Below are 16,743 nucleotides of genomic sequence, written 5' to 3'. Positions count from 1 at the left end.
TGGGCAGCAATCCACGCGTGAAAGGCCATTACTAGACATGCGGATGCGGAGTTCCAACCCCGTCCTCAAGCGGGCGCTTCAGCAGCAGTCCGGACCCCAGCAGGGGTACGGGCAGCCCGGCTACGGTCAGCAGGGCTACGGGCAGCAGGGTTACGGACAGGCGTACCCGCAGCCCTACGGCCAGCAGGGATACCCCCAGCAGGGATACCCCCAGCAGGGCTACCCGCAGCAGGGTTACCCCCAGCAGGCTCAGGCCGAGCAGCCGATGACCATCGACGACGTCGTCGTGCGCACCGGCATGACCCTGGGCGCCGTCGCGATCTTCGGCGTCATCAACTACTTCCTCTTCTTCTCGGGCAACCCGGGCCTGGCCATGGGCCTGATGTTCCTGGGCATGATCGGCGGGCTCATCCTGGGCCTGGTGATCGCGTTCAAGCAGATCACCAACCCGGTCGCGATCCTGTCGTACGCGGCCCTGGAGGGCCTGCTCGTCGGTGGTCTGTCGGCCGTGCTCGGCAACATGCTGTCGATGCAGATGGGCGACCCCTCGGCGGGCACCTCGCTGGTCTCCCAGGCCGTGATCGGTACCGTCGCGGTCTTCGGTGTGATGCTCGCGCTGTACAAGTTCCGCATCATCAAGGTGACCGACGGCTTCGTCAAGGCCGTCTCCTACGCCGTGCTCGGTGCCGCCGCGCTGATGCTGGTCAACTTCGTGCTCAGCTTCTTCATCGCTGGCGGCATGGGTCTGCGTGAGCCCACCTGGCTGGGCCTCGGCGTCGGCATCGTGTTCGTCGTCCTGGCCGCGCTCACCCTCGCCATCGAGTTCCGCGGCATCGAGGAGGGCGTCAACGCCGGCATCCCGAACAAGTTCGCCTGGCAGTTCGCCTTCGGCCTGACCGTCTCCGTGGTCTGGCTGTACATCGAGATCCTGCGTCTGCTCTGGCTGATCAAGACGATGTTCGCGGACTAGCGCTGCGCGTGACGAGGGGCCGTCGCCCGGGTTCTTCCCGGGGGCGGCCCCTCCGCTGTTTCGGTCAGGAGGACTTCGGGCGGGGCGACGGGATGGAGCGGTTGCGGCGGCGGCGGTCGTACTCGGTGACGATCGCGTGCGCGTAACCGTGGGTGAGGTCGTACTCGTCCGCGAGCCAGCGCGACCGGTCGGTGGGGCGCAGGAGGCCCGGTCCCTGGTCGAGCGAGTCGAACCACTCGTGGAGTCCTCGGCCGGTGACGACCGGGATACGTTCGATGAGCTTCGCGTGGATCTCCGGCGAGTGGGTCACCGTCATAGGCACCTCCGCAGTGCGTTGAACGTGTGGCACTTACCTGCGACCCTGCATCAGGATCGCGGCGGGGACAAGACCCGGGCACCAGCTTTTACCTTGGCGAAGTGGGAACGTTTGCCTGTGGGACGCCCGTAGTCGAACCCGGGGCGCCAAGGGCTCCGCAGACACAGAAAGGGCCCCGAACCGGTGTCCGGAGCCCCTTCCGCGTGCTAGCTGAGGCGCTCGAAGACGGCGGCCATGCCCTGGCCGCCACCCACGCACATGGTCTCCAGGCCGAAGGTCCTGTCGTGGAACTGGAGGCCGTTGATCAGCGTGCCGGTGATGCGGGCGCCGGTGCTGCCGAACGGGTGGCCCACGGCGATGCCGCCGCCGTTGACGTTCAGCTGGGAGTCGATGTCGATGCCCAGCTGGTCGGCGGAGGGCAGCACCTGGGCGGCGAAGGCCTCGTTGATCTCGGCGAGGTCGATGTCGCCGATGGCCATGTTGGCGCGGGCCAGGGCCTGCTTGGAGGCCTCGACCGGGCCCAGGCCCATGATCTCGGGGCTGAGGCCGGTCACACCGGTGGAGACGATGCGGGCCAGCGGGGTGATGCCCAGCTGCTTGGCCTTGGTGTCGCTCATGATGACGAGTGCGGAGGCGCCGTCGTTGAGCGGGCAGGCGTTGCCCGCGGTGACGGTGCCGTCGGGGCGGAAGACCGGCTTGAGCTGCGAGACCTTCTCGTAGGTGGTGCCGCGGCGGATGCCGTCGTCGGTGCTCACCACGGTGCCGTCCGGCAGGGTCACCGGGGTGATCTCCCGCTCCCAGAAGCCGTTGTCGAGCGACTTCTCGGCGAGGTTCTGCGACCGGACGGCGAACTCGTCCTGGCGCTGGCGGGAGACGCCGGTGATCTCGGCGACGTTCTCGGCGGTCTGGCCCATCTCGATGTAGGCGTCGGGCAGGAGGCCGTCCTCGCGCGGGTCGGTCCAGGTGCCCTGGCCGCCCTCCTTGCGCCTCTCGGTGCGCGCCTTGGCGTCGGCGAAGACCGGGTTCTCGTTCTGCGGGTTGTCGCTGCTGCCGTTGACGAAGCGGCTCACGGTCTCCACGCCCGCCGAGACGAACACGTCGCCCTCGCCCGCCCTGATGGCGTGGTAGGCCATCCGGGTGGTCTGGAGGGAGGAGGAGCAGTAGCGGGTGACGGTGGTGCCCGGGACGGTGTCCAGGCCCAGCTGCACGGCGACGATACGGGCCAGGTTGAAGCCCTGGTCGCCGCCGGGGAGGCCGCAGCCGAGCATGAGGTCGTCGATGCTCTTCGGGTCGAGTTCGGGGACCTTGGCCAGGGCGGCGCCGACGATCTGGGTGGTCAGGTCGTCCGGACGCAGATCCTTGAGGGAGCCCTTGAAGGCTCGGCCGATCGGGGAGCGCGCGGTGGCGACGATGACTGCTTCGGGCATGTTCTCGTCCTTGTTCGGGGCACGGCGGGTCTTGTTACTCACCAGTTAACCCGTCCGGCGCTCCGCCGCGCCACCCGGGGTCGGCCTTGGCGCGTCCGCCTCGGCGGGCGGTTCGGGCGGTGTCGGGCGGGCCCCTCCCCGGAGACGGAAGGGGCCCCGCACGAGGGCGCTCCAACGGCCCTGTGTACCGCTCGGCTCCTGGTCGGCGGCGCGCGACACCTCCGTGCCGGGGGTCTGCGCGGCCACCACGGCGGCGCGGTCCAAGGGCAGCACACCTTCGGTGCGCGCCGCCTCGTCGAGCTCCGGGAGCAGTCCCAGGGCCGCGCAGGCGGAGGGCAGGACGACGAACGCCGCCTCGGCGTAGCCGCGCGCCGACGGATGGAACCGGTCCGGTCCGAACATGGACAGGGGATCGGAGCGGAAGTCGTCCGCGAGGACGTCGCTCAACGAGACCGTGCGCCCGCCCGCCTCCGTCACCGCGATGGTCTGGGCGGCCGCCAGCTGCCGTGACGCCCGGCGGGCCACCGAGCGGAGGGGCCAGCCGATGGGACGGACGGTGCCGAGGTCGGGGCAGGTGGCCACCACCACGGGGGTGCCCAGCCCGACCAGTTCGGCGGTGACCTCGCGCAGCGCCGCCACGGCGTCGTTGGGGCGGACCCGGCGGATGACGTCGTTGGCGCCCACGAAGACCACCGCGATGTCGTAGCGCTTCTCGGGGAGTGCCGCCTCAGCCCGCTCCACCTGGGATGCGAGGTCGGCCGAGGTGGCGCCGGGGCTGGCCGTGCAGCGCAGCCACACCGGGCGGTCGACGGCTGCGGAGATGCCCGCCGCGAGGTGGGCCCCCGGTGTCTGCCGGGACTCGGTGACCGCGAACCCGGCCGCCGTGGAGTCGCCGAGCATCAGCAGGCGCAGCGCCGGGCCCTCGCCCTCGCCGTAGGTGCCGTTGGCCCTCGGCCGGTCCCATTTCGTGTGGCCGATCGCGTTCTGGGCGAGCCGGGCCTGGAGGTAGAGCAGGGCGACGGTGCCGCCGCCCACCAGCGTGAGACCGCCCCCGCCGAACGCGGTGGCGGCGGCGATGCGTCGGGCTCGCGCGGCTCGCAGCATCGGTACCCCCCGAAGCGTCCGACCAGCAGGTTATCCAGTCCGACGTTACCGGCGGGGCCCCTCGGGGTCACGCACCCCGAGGGCACACAATCAGTGCCCGGCGGTCAGCGAAGTCGGTCGTTCCGGTACGGGGTACCGGCCCACTGGTCCGAACCGGTCCACACCGCTCTTGGGCGCCTTGATCCAGGTGAGCGGCGCGAGACCGGTGAAATCGGCTTAGAGTCTGGATGTGGGAGCCGGACCGGTCCCACCTGCCCCGGGCGTCACCGGGGAAACACACGGGCGGGCCGAAGACCCGGTCGCCACGATGCGAAGGAGCGAAGTTGCGGGTACACGACTCACTGATCGACCTGGTCGGAGACACCCCCCTGGTCCGTCTTCGGAAGGTCACCGAGGGGTTGGCCCCGACGATCCTGGCCAAGGTCGAGTACTTCAACCCGGGCGGGTCGGTCAAGGACCGCATCGCGCTGCGCATGGTCGAGGCCGCCGAGAAGAGCGGAGAGCTCAAACCGGGCGGCACGATCGTGGAGCCCACCTCCGGTAACACCGGTATCGGCCTGGCCCTCGTGGCGCAGGAGAAGGGCTACCGCTGCGTCTTCGTCTGCCCCGACAAGGTCGGCCCGGACAAGCTGTCGGTGCTGCGCGCCTACGGGGCCGAGGTCGTGGTGTGCCCGACCACGGTCGCGCCCGAGCACCCCGAGTCCTACTACTCGGTCTCCGACCGCCTGGCCGCCGAGATCCCCGGTGCCTGGAAGCCCAACCAGTACGAGAACGAGAACAACCCGGAGTCCCACTACCACTCCACCGGGCCGGAGATCTGGGACCAGACCGAGGGCCGGATCACGCACTTCGTGGCGGGCATCGGCACCGGCGGCACCATCAGCGGCACCGGCCGGTACCTCAAGGAGGCCTCGAAGGGCGCCGTCCAGGTCGTCGGCGCCGACCCCGAGGGCTCCGTGTACTCCGGCGGCAGCGGCCGTCCGTACCTGGTCGAGGGCGTGGGCGAGGACATCTGGCCCGGCACCTACGACACGGCGATCTGCGACGAGATCGTGCCGATCAGCGACAAGGACTCCTTCTTGATGACCCGCCGCCTGGCCAAGGAGGAGGGCCTGCTGGTGGGCGGCTCCTGCGGTCTGGCGGTCGAGGCGGCCCTGCGCGTGGCCAAGGACGCCGGTCCGGACGACGTCATCGTGGTGCTGCTGCCCGACGGCGGCCGCGGCTACCTCGGCAAGATCTTCAACGACGAGTGGATGGCCGACTACGGCTTCCTGTCCGCAGAGACCGAGGAGGCCACCGCCGGCCAGGTGCTCGCGGACAAGGAGGGCGAGATGCCCGACTTCGTGCACAGCCACCCCGACGAGACGGTCGGTACCGCCGTGGCGATCATGCGCGAGTACGGCGTCTCCCAGCTCCCGGTGATGAAGGAGGAGCCGCCGGTCATGGCGGCCGAGGTGGTCGGCTCCATCGCCGAGCGCGACCTCCTGGACGCCCTGTTCGACGGCCGCGCCGAGCTGGACGACCTGGTCGAGACGCACATGGGCAAGCCGCTGTCCACGGTGGGCACGGGGACGCCGGTCAGCGACTGCGTCCGCCTGCTGCGCACCTCCGGTGCGCTGGTGGTGCTCCGCGACGGCAAGCCGGTGGGCATCCTCACCCGCCAGGACCTGCTGGCCCACCTGTCCGGCTGATCCCCGTTCCCCGGGGACCGAACGACATTCGGGCCCCGGGGTTCACCTTCCGGACACGGTGCCGCATACTCGGACACTGCTAATGTTCGCGTCAGTACGTACTGGCCGGTAATAAGTAGGTGCACCCGTGTCGCGGCTCCTCAACTGGATCATCCGCTCCGCCTGGTCGTACGCGCGGAGCCACGGAGAGATCCGAGCCGACTCCAGGGCGGCCCGCAGGTTCGCGCGCTTCGGCGTCGGTTCGGCGATCGCCTTCCCCACGGCCACTCTCTACGGTGAGCCGTGGATCGAGATCGGCGTGCACACCGTCCTCGGCGGGGACATGACCCTCGCGGCCGGGATGGGCCCCGACTACGACCTCGGTGAGGGCTCCGTCGTGCGTATCGGTTCCGGCTGCGCCATCGGGCGGGGGTCGCACATCGTCGCGCACCGCTCGGTGGACATCGGCGACCACGTGTACACCGGGCCCTACGTCTACATCACGGACCAGAACCACGCCTACGCCAACACCGACATCCCGGTGGGCCTCCAGTGGCCCGTGGACGACCCGGTGAGCATCGGGGACGGGAGCTGGTTGGGCGCCAACAGCGTGATCCTGCCCGGGGTGCACCTGGGGAGGAACTCCGTTGTGGCGGCCGGGACCGTCGTGCGGCCGGGCCGGTACCCGGACCACGCGGTGATCGCGGGCATCCCCGGCAAGGTCGTGCGCTCGTACGACGAGCAGCTCGGCTGGGACCCGCCCCTGCGCGAGACCGGGACCCCCACCCGGGTCCCCACCCCGGTCACCGGGCTGCCCCCCGAGGCGCCCACAGAGCCTCCCGAGCCGGGTTCCCCGACCCGCTTCCCCCCGGCCTGACCGAGGCCTCGCGGGGCGGGCCCCCGTGCCGTCCCGCGCCGCCTGATCATGGCGACCGAAGCCCCGGAACCCTCCAAGTGAGGGCGCCGCGTGTCCGGGATCGGCCCCGGGCGTCGCATACGTCCGGGGGCCGTCGCGGCGGGCCGCCCCGGGGGTGGTCCGTACGGCGACGCGGACGCACGGACCGTGGTGACCACATCCTGAGATATGCCTGTTGACAAAGGGTTCCAGGCCGTTCCGGGGCACTAGGCTGGACCCATGAAGTTCGACGGTTTTGAAACGCTGGCCATCCACGCGGGGCAGGAGCCGGACGCCGGTACCGGCGCCGTGGTTGTGCCGATCTACCAGACGAGTACCTACGCCCAGGACGGCGTTGGCGGGATGCGACAGGGGTACGAGTACTCCCGCACCAAGAACCCCACGCGCACCGCGTTGGAGGAGTGCCTGGCGGCCCTGGAGTCCGGGGCCCGCGGCCTCGCCTTCGCCTCCGGCATGGCGGCCGAGGACACCCTGCTGCGCGCGGTCCTCTCCCCGGGCGACCACGTCCTCATCCCCGGTGACGCCTACGGCGGCACGTTCCGGCTCATCTCCAAGGTGGTCGAGCGCTGGGGCGTCAGCTGGGACGCCGTCGACCAGACCGACGTGGAGGCGGTCCGCGCCGCCATGCGCCCCAACACCAAGGTGGTGTGGACGGAGACGCCCACCAACCCGCTGCTGGGCATCACCGACATCGAGTCGGTCGCGCAGGTCGCCCACGACGCCGGCGCGCTGCACGTCGTGGACAACACCTTCGCCTCTCCCTACCTCCAGCGCCCCCTCACCCTGGGCGCCGACGTGGTCGTGCACTCCACGACCAAGTACATCGGCGGGCACTCCGACGTCGTCGGCGGCGCCCTGGTCGTGGCCGACGCCGAGCTGGGCGAGCGGCTGGCGTTCCACCAGAACACCATGGGCGCCATTCCGGGCCCGTTCGACTCCTGGCTGACGCTGCGCGGGGTCAAGACTCTGGGCGTGCGGATGGACCGCCACAGCGAGAACGCCGAGCGCGTGGTGGCGGCCCTGGAGGGCCATCCCGCGGTGCGCAGGGTCTACTACCCGGGCCTGGACAGCCACCCGGGGCACAAGATCGCCGAGCGGCAGATGCGTTCGTTCGGTGGCATGGTCTCCTTCTCCCTGCGTGACGGGGAGCAGGCCGCCCTGGATCTGTGCGAGCGGACCAGGGTGTTCACCCTGGGGGAGTCGCTGGGCGGGGTGGAGTCCCTGATCGAGCACCCGGGGCGGATGACGCACGCGTCCACCGCGGGTTCCGCGCTGGAGGTCCCGGCCGACCTGGTCCGGATCTCCGTGGGCATCGAGTCCGGTGACGACCTCGTCGCGGACCTGACGCAGGCCCTCGAGGGCTGATACGGCGGCTTGGGGTGCCCGCGCCGAGCCGCGCGGGTCCCCCGGCCGTGTGCCGGGCCCGCCGCGGCCCCTGGTTCGGTGGTGCTCCGCGGACGTGTGTCCGGGTCAGACAGCGGTGGGGGTACGGCCGCGGTCCGGAAGTTCGCCCCGGTCGTCCCGGAAGCGCAGGCCGACGACGGCCCGGCTGGAGCGGGAGAGGGCGCTGTCGTTGCCGTTCCGGCGCAGGGAACGGTAGGTGCGGTTGCGGTCCGCGCGGCGGATGCCGATGGAGACCGCGAGGAGGAATCCCGTGGCGAGTCCCAACAGGAGGAGTCCGGCGAGGATGAGGATGACGAAGGCGATCTGCTGCATGGGGAAGTGGTCCTCTGTGTGGTGGGTGGTCAGATCCTGAGCGGCCCCCTGGTGAGCCGGGGGAGGGTACTGCCGGGATTCATCGGCGGTCGCTTCCTGTGGCGGTATGGGGCGGGTGGTCCTGGAGGGGTCTGCGCATTACGGGGGTCTCCGTCTCGGGCCGGGGGTGCCCTGTACTGAGGGTCACCTTCCTCTAGGATGGGTTCATGTAAACCAGGTAAACCTGTTCGGCTGGTGTAGCACTTAGCTTGTTGGTACAAGCTGTGATGTTGGTCTTTTACCCCTCCTAGGGCGGACTTATGCGGGCAGAGAGCAGATATCGACAGATCGCCCGTGTCCTACGGCGGGAGATCCAGGAGAGGAGCCTGCCCCTGGGCGGGCAGCTCCCCTCGGAGAAGCAGCTGGAGGAGCGCTTCGAGGCCTCCCGCAACACGATCCGCCTCGCCCTGGGCATGCTGCGCAACCAGGGCCTCATCGTGAGCAGACCCGGGCGCGGTCACTTCGTCCAGGACGTGGTCCCCGAGATCTTCTACGCCACCCGCAAGGCGGGCGGCCCCGACGGGCTCAACGAGTTCAACATGAGCGGCCTCACCCTGGAGGAACTCCAGCTGCTCAGCGCCACCCCCGACATCGCCAGCCGACTCCGCGTTCCGGAGGGCGAGATGACGGTGGTCCGGCGCATGCACCGGTTCTCCGGGGAGCGCTCCGGATCGATCAGCTCCGCCTACTACCCGGTCGACCTGGTCCAGGGCACCTCACTGATGCTCCCCGAGAACGTCGAGAGCGCCCTGACCGTCCTCCTCGAGCAAGGGCACCGTCAGGTCGGCTACGTGGACGAGCTGGAGACCCGCATGCCCACCCCGCAGGAGGCGACCGAGCTCGAACTCCCGCCGGGGGTCCCGGTCCTCGACGTCCACCGCACCGACTACTCCGACGACCGCCCCCTCCGGCTGGTGCACACCGTCCACGCGGGGCACAGCATCCGCTACCAGTTCGAGCACGGCAACCTCCAGGCCTACCACCGGGACTGATCCAGCCAATGAGCGCGACGAAGAAGACCGTGGTCGCTGACTACCTCCGCGAGGCCCTGTCCAGGGGCGACTACCGCCCGGGCGACCGGCTGCCCGGCGAGGAGGAACTCGCCGAAGAACTCGACGTCTCCCGTGCCACCGCCCGGCTGGGGATGCGCATCCTCCAGGACGAGGGCCGCGTCTCCATCCGGGTCGGTCGGGGCGCCTTCGTCGCCGACCACCACCCGGTCATGCACAAGGCCACCCCCGACGCCTCGGACGATCCCTCCCGGTTCGACCTCGGCTACCACGAACGGCTGCGGCAGGCCGGGTACAGCAACATCGACGAGAAGGTGAAGGTCAGTCTGGACACCATGCGCCCCAAGGTGGCCAAGCGGCTGATCGACGCCGTCGACGGCAGGGCGGCCAGCGGCGGGCTGGTCGTGATCCGCTCCTCGGAGCACTACGTGGACGGCGGCCTGTGGCAGTCCCACGTCACCTACTTCCCGTTCGGGATCGCCAACAACACCCCGCTCATGTCCCCCGAGTACCTGGAGAACGGCATCGGCACCGTCATGCGCGACCTCGGGTTCCACGAGGACTGGAACTGGGACGTCGTGGGTGCCCGCATGCCCTCCCAGGACGAGGCGGACGCCTTCGGCCTGGGCCCCGGCCTCCCCCTGCTGGTGCAGGAGCGGGTGACCTACGAGGGCCAGCGCCCGCTGCGCTACACCGAGACGCTCATGCCCGCCAACCGCCACCAGCTCCTCTACGCGGGCGGCGACGCCCCCGAGAACCTGCCGGTGATGGACTCCGACGTCAACGTCTTCGACCACTGACCCCGGCTCAGGTACCGGGCCGCCGCCGCAGGTACCGGTCGATCACCGACGGCCCCAGAGCGTCGGCGTCGCTGCTCACCACGCCCACGCCACGGCGGCGTTCGAGCAGCGCCCGGAACTCCCGCAGCCGGGGGTCGTCGGCGAGCAGGAAGAACGTCACCCCGGCTCCCTCGTGCAGCACGGAGTCGAGTTCGGCCGCGGTGACCTCCACCGTGCGCGGCGCGGGCGGCCAGGCGAACCGGGCGTCCCCGTCCTCCTCCAGGTGCGCGGTGGGCTCACCGTCGGTGACCACCAGGACCAGCGGCCGCAGACCCCGGTGACGGCGCAGGTGCCGCCGGGCCAGGTGCAGCGCGTGCTGGAGGTTGGTGCCGGGGACGCGCCGCCAGTCGTGCTCCACCAGGTCGGCGGGGGTCATCTCGCGGGCGCGGTCGCCGAAGCCGATCAGCAGGACCCGGTCCTCGGGGTGCCGGGTGCGCACCAGGGTGTGCAGCGCCAGCGCCGTACGGGTGGCGGCCTCGTGCAGCCCCCGCGTGACCATCGAGTGGGACAGGTCCACCAGCAGGCACACGGCGGCGGCCCCCGCGGGTTCCGTCTCCGTGTACCGGACGTCCTCCGCCCGCAGCGCCGCTCCGGAACCACCGGCGGCGGCCCGGCGCAGCATGGCCTCGCGCAGGGTCGCGACGGCGTCCAGGGTCCGGTCCAGTCCGTCGTGGGGTACGGCGGCCCCGGTGGGTTCGTCCCCGGCCCCGTCCCCGCCCGGGTGGCCCCCGGGAGCGCCCCGTCGCACCGCCTCGATGTCGCCCAGCGCCACCTCCCCGAGTCTGCGCAGCTCACGTGGCGTCAACTCGTGGTCGGCGGCGTCCAGCCGATCCAGCGGGCCGTACGCGGCGGGCCCTAGGGCGCCCCGGAGCGCCCCCGTGTCCAGCCCGACCAGCGCGTCGCGGTCGCCGTCGGCGTAGCGGGTCAGCGCCTCCTCGGCGGCGGCGAGCGCCGCTTCCGGCGAGTCCTCGATGCTCGCCGCGCTCCCGGATTCCCCGGAGCGCGCCCCGGCTATCAGCTCCAGCAGGCCCACGGCGGACCGCACCGCTTCCGCGGGGGGCGGATCGGTCTCGGCCAGGGGGTCGGGGCCACCCATGTACTCCCGGTACCGGAACCTCATCAGAAGCGGTAGACACCCCCGTCGGGCACGGTGTCCTTGGACAGCCGCCGTTCCAGGTACAGGCCCTCCAACGCGAACTCCACCACGGCGGCGGCCAACCCCGGGGTGGGCGGTCCGTCCGCCGACTCCGGCGCGGCCCGCTCCATGAGCCCGGACAACCCGGGCACCGTACCCACACGGCGCAGCAGCTCGGCCGCTCCCACGAGGTCGCCGCTCTCCACCGTCCCGCCGCCCGTGAACCGGTCGCTGAGCGGTTCCAGGTCCGCGTCGCCCAGCCGGGCCCGGAAGGTCTCGGCCACCGCCCGCCGCAACAGTGTCTCCAGGACCGACGCCTCACGCCCCTGGGCCCCGGCCTCGAACTCGACCTTGCCCAGGAGCGGTTCGGCCACCCCCGCCAGGTCGCAGACCCGGGCCACCGGGACCTCCTCGCCGACCAGCGCGGCCCGGCGCAGCGCCGAGGCGGCCAGGGTCTCGGCGGCCGCCACGGAGAAGCGCACGGACACCCCCGACCCGTGGTCCACCCGGTTGGAGGCGCGCACCAGTCGGGTGAAGCGGGCGACCGCCTCCAGCAGGTGCGACGGGACGGTCGTGCCCGGGGGCAGGTCCGCCTCCTGCCGGATCAGTGCCAGCTCGTCGTCGAGTCCGGGTGGATAGTGCGTGCGCACCTGCGCGCCGAACCGGTCCTTGAGCGGGGTGACGATCCGCCCCCGGCTCGTGTAGTCGTCCGGGTTGGCGCTGGCCACCAGGAGCAGGTCCAGGGGGAGGCGCAGGGTGTACCCGCGCACCTGGAGGTCGCGTTCCTCCAGCACGTTGAACAGGGCCACCTGGGCGCGCGCGGGGAGGTCGGGGAGTTCGTTCACGCAGAACACGCCCCGGTTGGCGCGCGGCAGCAGACCGTAGTGGACCGTCTCGGGGTCGCCGAGGGAGCGCCCCTCGGCCAGCCGCGCCGGGTCCACGTCCCCGATCAGCTCCGTGGTGCCGGTGTCGGGTGTGGCCAGCTTCTCCCCGTAGCGGAGGCCGCGGTGGCGCCAGGCCACCGGCAGGTCGTCGCCCTCGGCCGCGCTCCGGCGCAGGCAGGCGGGGCAGACGGGGGCGTAGGGGTGGTCGTTGACCGGGCAGCCCTCCACCACGGGGCTCCACTCGTCGAGGAGACCGGCCACCGTGCGGATCAACCGGGTCTTGCCCTGGCCGCGCTCGCCCAGCAGGACGATGTCGTGCCCGGCGATCAGGGCCCGTTCCAGCTGGGGCAGCACGGTGTCGTCGAACCCGTGCACCCCGGGGAAGCGGGGGCGGCCCGAGGCCATCCGGGCCAGCAGGTTCTCGCGCACCTCCGCCGTGGTGGTGCGGTGGACGTGGCCGGACTCGCGCAGCGCGGCGCGGGTGCGCGGGAGCCCGCTGGGGGCATGTGCGGCATGGGTCACAAGGGGAGTGTAGGGCGTGCCTGACGGGTGCCGCCCGCCCACGGGGAAGGGGATTCGTCGGACACGCGCCGGGGCGGAGGCGTTTGAGGGGCCATCAGGAGGAAAGCTCCTGTTGGGAGTCTGGATGGAAGAATGGGACGGCAAGGTTCCCAGGACCGGTCCGGTGGCCGGTGAAGGCGGGGGTGGCAGCTGGTGGCTAGGTTCGGCGATGCACTGACGACGGGGGCCGACCTCGTGAACGCGGCCGAACGCGCCGTGCTTCAGGCCCTGGAGCAGATGGACGGCCCGGCCGACCTGGTCTGCTTCTTCGTCAGCGGGGCGGACCCGGACGAGGTCACCCTCGCCGGAAGGCGGGTCATGGAGCTGGCCGGTGACGCCCTCACTCTGGGGTGCAGCGCCACCGGAGTGGTCGGCGGCGGCCGGGGCGTGGAGGGCCAGGGCGCGGTCAGCGTGTGGAGCGCCCGCCTGCCCGGGGTCGAGTTGACCCCCTTCCGACTGGACACCGTCGTCGAGGGCGACCAGCTGGCCGTGGTGGGTATGCGCGAACCGTCTCCGCGCGACCGGGCCGGCATCCTGCTCACCAACCCCTACGAGTTCCCCACCCAGGCGTTCGTCCGGGAGACCACGGCCGCGCTCGACGGGCTTCCGCTGATCGGCGGCATGGCCGACGGTCTGCGCGGCGAGGAGTCCGTGCGGCTGTTCTGCGAGGGCGAGGTCGCCGACAACGGCGCCATCGGCGTGCTGATCGGCGGCGAGGGGGTGCTGGGCACGGTGGTCAGCCAGGGCTGTCGCCCGGTGGGGCCGAGCATGACCATCACCAAGGCCGAGGGCAACCTCGTGCTGGAACTGGCCGGGACCAACGCCTACGAGCGGTTGGAGAGCCTGGTCGAGGAGCTCTCCGAGGAGGACCGCGAGCTGGCCGCGCGGGGGCTGCACATCGGGATCGCCATGGACGAGTACGCGGACCACCACGAACAGGGCGACTTCCTGATCCGCGCGCTCAGCGGCGCCGACCCCGAGCTGGGGGCGCTGACCATCGACGAGATGGTGGAGGTGGGCCAGACCGTCCGCTTCCAGGTCCGCGACGCGAGCACCGCGGACGAGGACCTCGCCCGCAAGCTGACGGACTTCGGCACCGAGTACTCCGTGGGCGGGGGTCTGCTGTTCTCGTGCAACGGCCGGGGCGAGGCGCTGTTCACGCAGGCCGACCATGACGTCCTCGCGGTCCGGCGCATCCTCGGTGCGGGCCCGGTGGCGGGTTTCTTCGCTGCAGGGGAGATCGGTCCGGTCGCCGGGGTCAACCACGTCCACGGCTTCACGGCCTGTCTCCTGGCCTTCGCCGCCTGACACCCGGCCAAGTCGGACTTTTACTCTCGGATCACCAACACCCTGACCAACCTGCTTGAGTGTGCGCACACCAGGGTGATTACTAAGAGTGACTGTTTTCATCACTTTGCGTGTTTGGTGAGAGAAGGAACGATGGCCGACTTCCGGCGCACGACCACGTCCCTCGTGGCCCTCGGGGCGTTCGCCCTCCTGGCTCCGTTGGCGACACCCACGCCGGCCCTTGCCGACTCCGCCTGGCTGGAGCAGGACCTGTCCTCGGCGGACCGGATCGGCCTGGCCCTGGACGCCGGGGGACTGCGCCTGAACCCTGGTGACCGCACCCAGCTCGGCGCCTCGCCGCGCCTGGACCCGTCCCAGCGCCACGCGGGGCTGGCGACCTTCCCCGAACAGGAGCTGGGGGAGGCCACGGACACCATCGACGTGGCTGTGCGCGTCTCCGGGGACGCCGAGGAGGTCCTCACCGAGGCCCGGGGCGTGCGCGCCGACGGCATGTGGACCGAGTGGCACCCGACCGGTCCTGGCGGCGGCCGGGTGACCCTCCCGGAGGCGGTCAGTGAGGTCCAGCTGAGGATCGGGGTGGAGTCGGCGCTCGGGTCCGCGTCGCGGGTGCGGGCCGACCGGACCTCCGTCACGGACGTCCGCGTCCGCGCGGTCGAGGGAACCGGAACGCCTCCGTCCCCGGAGCCGGAGGCCGGGGAGACACAGGGGTCCGACGAGGACTCCGGTGAGGAGGCGCGGGGAGACGACGTCCCGCGCCCCTTCTCCGCGCGCCTGTTCGCCACCCGTATCGGCCTGGTCGGAAACACCACCGCCAACGGGCACAAGGTCCGGACCGCCGACCAGTTCGCCGCGCTCCCCTCGCGGCGGGGCCTGTCCAACCGGGGCGGCGGGGAGTACACCGTCCGGGTGTGCAGCACCGGGGCACTGGGTCCCGAGGCCAGCGGCGACACCAGGAACCACGTCCCGCGCTGCGCCTACCTGCCCGTGTGGGACGTCGGGCCTTGGAACATCACCGATGACCACTGGAACGCCGACCGCGAGTCCTGGCGCGACCTGGACCGGGGACGCCCCCAGGCACAGGCGGCCTACACCGAGAACCACAACAACGGCCTGGACGGGTTCGGCCGCAAGGTGCTCAACCCCGCGGGCATCGACCTCGCCGACGGTGCCTTCAACGAAGGGCTCCAGCTCCCCACCAACGGGTGGGTGCGGGTCGACTACCTGTGGACCGCCCAGTACCGGGCCCGCGCCGAGATCACCACGGCTTCCGGTACCGATCCGGTGATCGTGCGGGAGGGGCCCGGCACCGAGTTCGACACCGCGGGCCTGGCCGCGCACAAGGCCAACGTGGACGTGGCCTGCCGCACGACCGGTGACCGGGCCACCGGACCGACCGGGACCTCGGACGTCTGGTACCGCATCGGGGAGGGCCACTACGTTCCGGCGGCCTTCGCCGTGGGCGGCGCGGACGCCCCCAGGTGCGCCAGGAGCTAGGGCACCAGCCCCGCCAGGACCTGGACCAGCAGGCAGGGATACGGGGGCGCGGCACACACACGACAGGGGCGGCCGGAGCCGCCCCTGTCGTTACTTCGTGCCTGGTCCACCCGGTGGCCGCACAGCGATGTCACATGCCGCTGTAGGGGACCGCCCCGATGATCTCCACACCGAGGCTCTTGCCGTTGGGCAGGTTGTAGCTGACCGTCTCGCCGACCGCCTTGCCGTTGATGGCGGAGCCGAGCGGGGACTTGGGGGAGTACACGTCGATGGGGGAGCCGCTCTCCTCGCGCGAGGCGAGCAGGAAGGTGACCTCCTCCTCGTCGCCGTCGAACTTGACGGTGACGGTCATGCCGGGACCGACCACGCCCTCGGTGCGGGGCGCTTCGCCGACCCGCGCAGTGCGCAGGATCTCGGTGAGCTGGAGGATGCGGGCCTCCATCTTGCCCTGTTCCTCCTTGGCGGCGTGGTAGCCACCGTTCTCCTTCAGGTCACCCTCTTCCCGGGCGGCCTCGATCTTCTCCGCGATCTCGATGCGCCCGGGCCCCGAGAGGTGGTCCAGCTCTCCCTTGAGCCGGTCGTACGCCTCCTGGGTGAGCCAGGTGACGTTTTCATCGCGGGTCTGGGTCACGGGAACTCCTTGTGTACTAGTAGCAATGGCCACCAGGCGGCCAGAGCTGAACTCACGAGAATATCACCGTGCGCGATCGCGCACTGGTGACACGACTCTCAGGGGTCCGCTCCAGGTACCTGTGCCGGACAGGGGGAAAGGCTCGGTGGATCAGTCTTGCGAACCTTGTTCCCTGCACGAGGCCACTTCTACCGTGGAAGCCTGACGAACCGTCTCAACGGTCTGGCTCACCATTCGGTTCCCGCCCTCCACCTCGACGCGTTCCGTGCCGACCTCGACCATCTGGCTGTCCAGCGCGCGGAGCAGGCACTCGGCCCCGTTCTTGCTGTTCACCTCGAAGTCGATCCGGGCCTCGCTCCCGGTGGGCGCGGTCACGGCGACCACCTGGTGGTACACGCCCCCGCTGAGCCCGGTGTAGTTCATGACGGAGTAGCCCCAGCCGATGCTGACGGCCACCGCGAAGATGGTCGCGACGACGAAGAAGACGGGCCCGTTGCCGTGGCGCTTGCGTAGCGCTGGCGCGGTGTCGGCACTGTTCACGGCATCATCTTCCGGGGTCGCTGACATTGGGAATCTCCGAGCAAGGGGACGGTGTTGTCTAAGATATCCCCGACCTGACAGCCCCCCTACGCGGCCCGCACGTGAGTCGTCCACGCCGTGACCCGGGGTGGTGTCGGACAGCCGCGTGCAGTGGCCGTCGACCGAGCCAAGGAGAAGCCTTCG

Annotated in this window: 16 protein-coding genes; 8 read left to right on the top strand and 8 right to left on the bottom strand. The window is 71.1% G+C overall.

Annotated features, from left to right (window positions below):
• Positions 1-37 precede the first annotated feature (37 nt).
• A complete protein-coding gene (locus BDW27_RS11620) occupies positions 38-970 on the top strand; it encodes a Bax inhibitor-1/YccA family protein (RefSeq protein ID WP_110049296.1) in 933 nt (310 codons plus the stop codon).
• A 64-nt stretch (positions 971-1,034) separates the two neighbouring features.
• On the opposite strand, the gene BDW27_RS11615 is transcribed toward BDW27_RS11620, so the two are convergent.
• The 3 genes from BDW27_RS11615 to BDW27_RS11605 form a co-directional block, all read right to left on the bottom strand.
• Entirely contained in the window at positions 1,035-1,286 is a 252-nt protein-coding gene (locus tag BDW27_RS11615) for a DUF4287 domain-containing protein (protein WP_017545873.1), read from the bottom strand.
• A gap of 206 nt (positions 1,287-1,492) precedes the next feature.
• Positions 1,493-2,713: an acetyl-CoA C-acetyltransferase gene (locus BDW27_RS11610; RefSeq protein WP_026129487.1), complete on the bottom strand. Its 1,221-nt coding sequence runs from the start codon at positions 2,711-2,713 to the stop codon at positions 1,493-1,495.
• 45 nt (positions 2,714-2,758) lie between these two features.
• The gene (locus BDW27_RS11605; protein WP_017545871.1) at positions 2,759-3,817 is read right to left on the bottom strand and encodes an SGNH/GDSL hydrolase family protein; all 1,059 of its coding nucleotides are present in this window, start codon (positions 3,815-3,817) and stop codon (positions 2,759-2,761) included.
• Positions 3,818-4,140: 323 nt separating this feature from the next.
• On the opposite strand from BDW27_RS11605, the gene BDW27_RS11600 reads away from it, so the two are divergent.
• The 3 genes from BDW27_RS11600 (at position 4,141) to BDW27_RS11590 (ending at position 7,768) form a co-directional block, all read left to right on the top strand.
• Entirely contained in the window at positions 4,141-5,508 is a 1,368-nt protein-coding gene (locus tag BDW27_RS11600) for a cystathionine beta-synthase (RefSeq protein WP_017545870.1), read from the top strand.
• Positions 5,509-5,635: 127 nt separating this feature from the next.
• Positions 5,636-6,364: an acyltransferase gene (locus BDW27_RS11595; protein ID WP_017545869.1), complete on the top strand. Its 729-nt coding sequence runs from the start codon at positions 5,636-5,638 to the stop codon at positions 6,362-6,364.
• 258 nt (positions 6,365-6,622) lie between these two features.
• Positions 6,623-7,768: a cystathionine gamma-synthase gene (locus BDW27_RS11590; protein ID WP_017545868.1), complete on the top strand. Its 1,146-nt coding sequence runs from the start codon at positions 6,623-6,625 to the stop codon at positions 7,766-7,768.
• Between the two features lie 105 nt (positions 7,769-7,873).
• Here BDW27_RS11590 and BDW27_RS11585 read toward each other — a convergent pair whose 3' ends face one another.
• Positions 7,874-8,119, bottom strand: coding sequence for a hypothetical protein (locus tag BDW27_RS11585; RefSeq protein WP_017545867.1), 246 nt, complete (start codon positions 8,117-8,119; stop codon positions 7,874-7,876).
• A gap of 299 nt (positions 8,120-8,418) precedes the next feature.
• On the opposite strand from BDW27_RS11585, the gene BDW27_RS11580 reads away from it, so the two are divergent.
• A complete protein-coding gene (locus tag BDW27_RS11580) occupies positions 8,419-9,150 on the top strand; it encodes a GntR family transcriptional regulator (protein WP_017545866.1) in 732 nt (243 codons plus the stop codon).
• 8 nt (positions 9,151-9,158) lie between these two features.
• Positions 9,159-9,968, top strand: coding sequence for a GntR family transcriptional regulator (locus tag BDW27_RS11575; protein WP_017545865.1), 810 nt, complete (start codon positions 9,159-9,161; stop codon positions 9,966-9,968).
• 7 nt (positions 9,969-9,975) lie between these two features.
• Here the strand turns inward: BDW27_RS11575 and BDW27_RS11570 are convergent, their stop codons facing one another.
• Together BDW27_RS11570 and BDW27_RS11565 are read right to left on the bottom strand one after the other, a co-directional pair.
• Positions 9,976-11,127: a VWA domain-containing protein gene (locus BDW27_RS11570; RefSeq protein ID WP_110049295.1), complete on the bottom strand. Its 1,152-nt coding sequence runs from the start codon at positions 11,125-11,127 to the stop codon at positions 9,976-9,978.
• Positions 11,127-12,548, bottom strand: coding sequence for a sigma 54-interacting transcriptional regulator (locus tag BDW27_RS11565; RefSeq protein ID WP_110049294.1), 1,422 nt, complete (start codon positions 12,546-12,548; stop codon positions 11,127-11,129). The genes BDW27_RS11570 and BDW27_RS11565 overlap by 1 nt, the downstream gene beginning before the upstream one ends.
• 192 nt (positions 12,549-12,740) lie before the next feature.
• Here BDW27_RS11565 and BDW27_RS11560 point away from each other — a divergent pair, with 192 nt between their 5' ends.
• Both BDW27_RS11560 and BDW27_RS11555 read left to right on the top strand, forming a co-directional pair.
• Entirely contained in the window at positions 12,741-13,895 is a 1,155-nt protein-coding gene (locus BDW27_RS11560; RefSeq protein WP_199560624.1) for an FIST N-terminal domain-containing protein, read from the top strand.
• A gap of 132 nt (positions 13,896-14,027) precedes the next feature.
• Positions 14,028-15,389, top strand: coding sequence for a hypothetical protein (locus tag BDW27_RS11555; RefSeq protein ID WP_110049292.1), 1,362 nt, complete (start codon positions 14,028-14,030; stop codon positions 15,387-15,389).
• A gap of 130 nt (positions 15,390-15,519) precedes the next feature.
• Here BDW27_RS11555 and greA read toward each other — a convergent pair whose 3' ends face one another.
• Complete coding sequence (gene greA, locus BDW27_RS11550; RefSeq protein ID WP_017545860.1) at positions 15,520-16,020, bottom strand: transcription elongation factor GreA; 501 nt, start codon at positions 16,018-16,020, stop codon at positions 15,520-15,522.
• Between the two features lie 150 nt (positions 16,021-16,170).
• On the bottom strand, positions 16,171-16,587 hold the full coding sequence (locus BDW27_RS11545) for a DUF4307 domain-containing protein (protein ID WP_026129486.1): 417 nt from the start codon (positions 16,585-16,587) through the stop codon (positions 16,171-16,173).
• Positions 16,588-16,743 lie beyond the last annotated feature (156 nt).

Source organism: Nocardiopsis sp. L17-MgMaSL7, assembly GCF_003182025.1.
GTDB lineage: Bacteria > Actinomycetota > Actinomycetes > Streptosporangiales > Streptosporangiaceae > Nocardiopsis > Nocardiopsis prasina.
The sequence above is the reverse complement of the archived record's forward strand: the minus strand, read 5'-3'. Positions and strand labels throughout refer to the sequence as shown.

What these genes read in the sequence shown, in the direction of transcription:
- BDW27_RS11620 (WP_110049296.1), top strand. Translation starts at nt 38, where the DNA reads ATGCGGATGCGGAGTTCCAACCCCGTCCTCAAGCGGGCGCTTCAGCAG.
- BDW27_RS11615 (WP_017545873.1), bottom strand. Translation starts at nt 1,286, where the DNA reads ATGACGGTGACCCACTCGCCGGAGATCCACGCGAAGCTCATCGAACGT.
- BDW27_RS11610 (WP_026129487.1), bottom strand. Translation starts at nt 2,713, where the DNA reads ATGCCCGAAGCAGTCATCGTCGCCACCGCGCGCTCCCCGATCGGCCGA.
- BDW27_RS11605 (WP_017545871.1), bottom strand. Translation starts at nt 3,817, where the DNA reads ATGCTGCGAGCCGCGCGAGCCCGACGCATCGCCGCCGCCACCGCGTTC.
- BDW27_RS11590 (WP_017545868.1), top strand. Translation starts at nt 6,623, where the DNA reads ATGAAGTTCGACGGTTTTGAAACGCTGGCCATCCACGCGGGGCAGGAG.
- BDW27_RS11585 (WP_017545867.1), bottom strand. Translation starts at nt 8,119, where the DNA reads ATGCAGCAGATCGCCTTCGTCATCCTCATCCTCGCCGGACTCCTCCTG.
- BDW27_RS11580 (WP_017545866.1), top strand. Translation starts at nt 8,419, where the DNA reads ATGCGGGCAGAGAGCAGATATCGACAGATCGCCCGTGTCCTACGGCGG.
- BDW27_RS11575 (WP_017545865.1), top strand. Translation starts at nt 9,159, where the DNA reads ATGAGCGCGACGAAGAAGACCGTGGTCGCTGACTACCTCCGCGAGGCC.
- BDW27_RS11570 (WP_110049295.1), bottom strand. Translation starts at nt 11,127, where the DNA reads ATGAGGTTCCGGTACCGGGAGTACATGGGTGGCCCCGACCCCCTGGCC.
- BDW27_RS11555 (WP_110049292.1), top strand. Translation starts at nt 14,028, where the DNA reads ATGGCCGACTTCCGGCGCACGACCACGTCCCTCGTGGCCCTCGGGGCG.
- BDW27_RS11545 (WP_026129486.1), bottom strand. Translation starts at nt 16,587, where the DNA reads ATGTCAGCGACCCCGGAAGATGATGCCGTGAACAGTGCCGACACCGCG.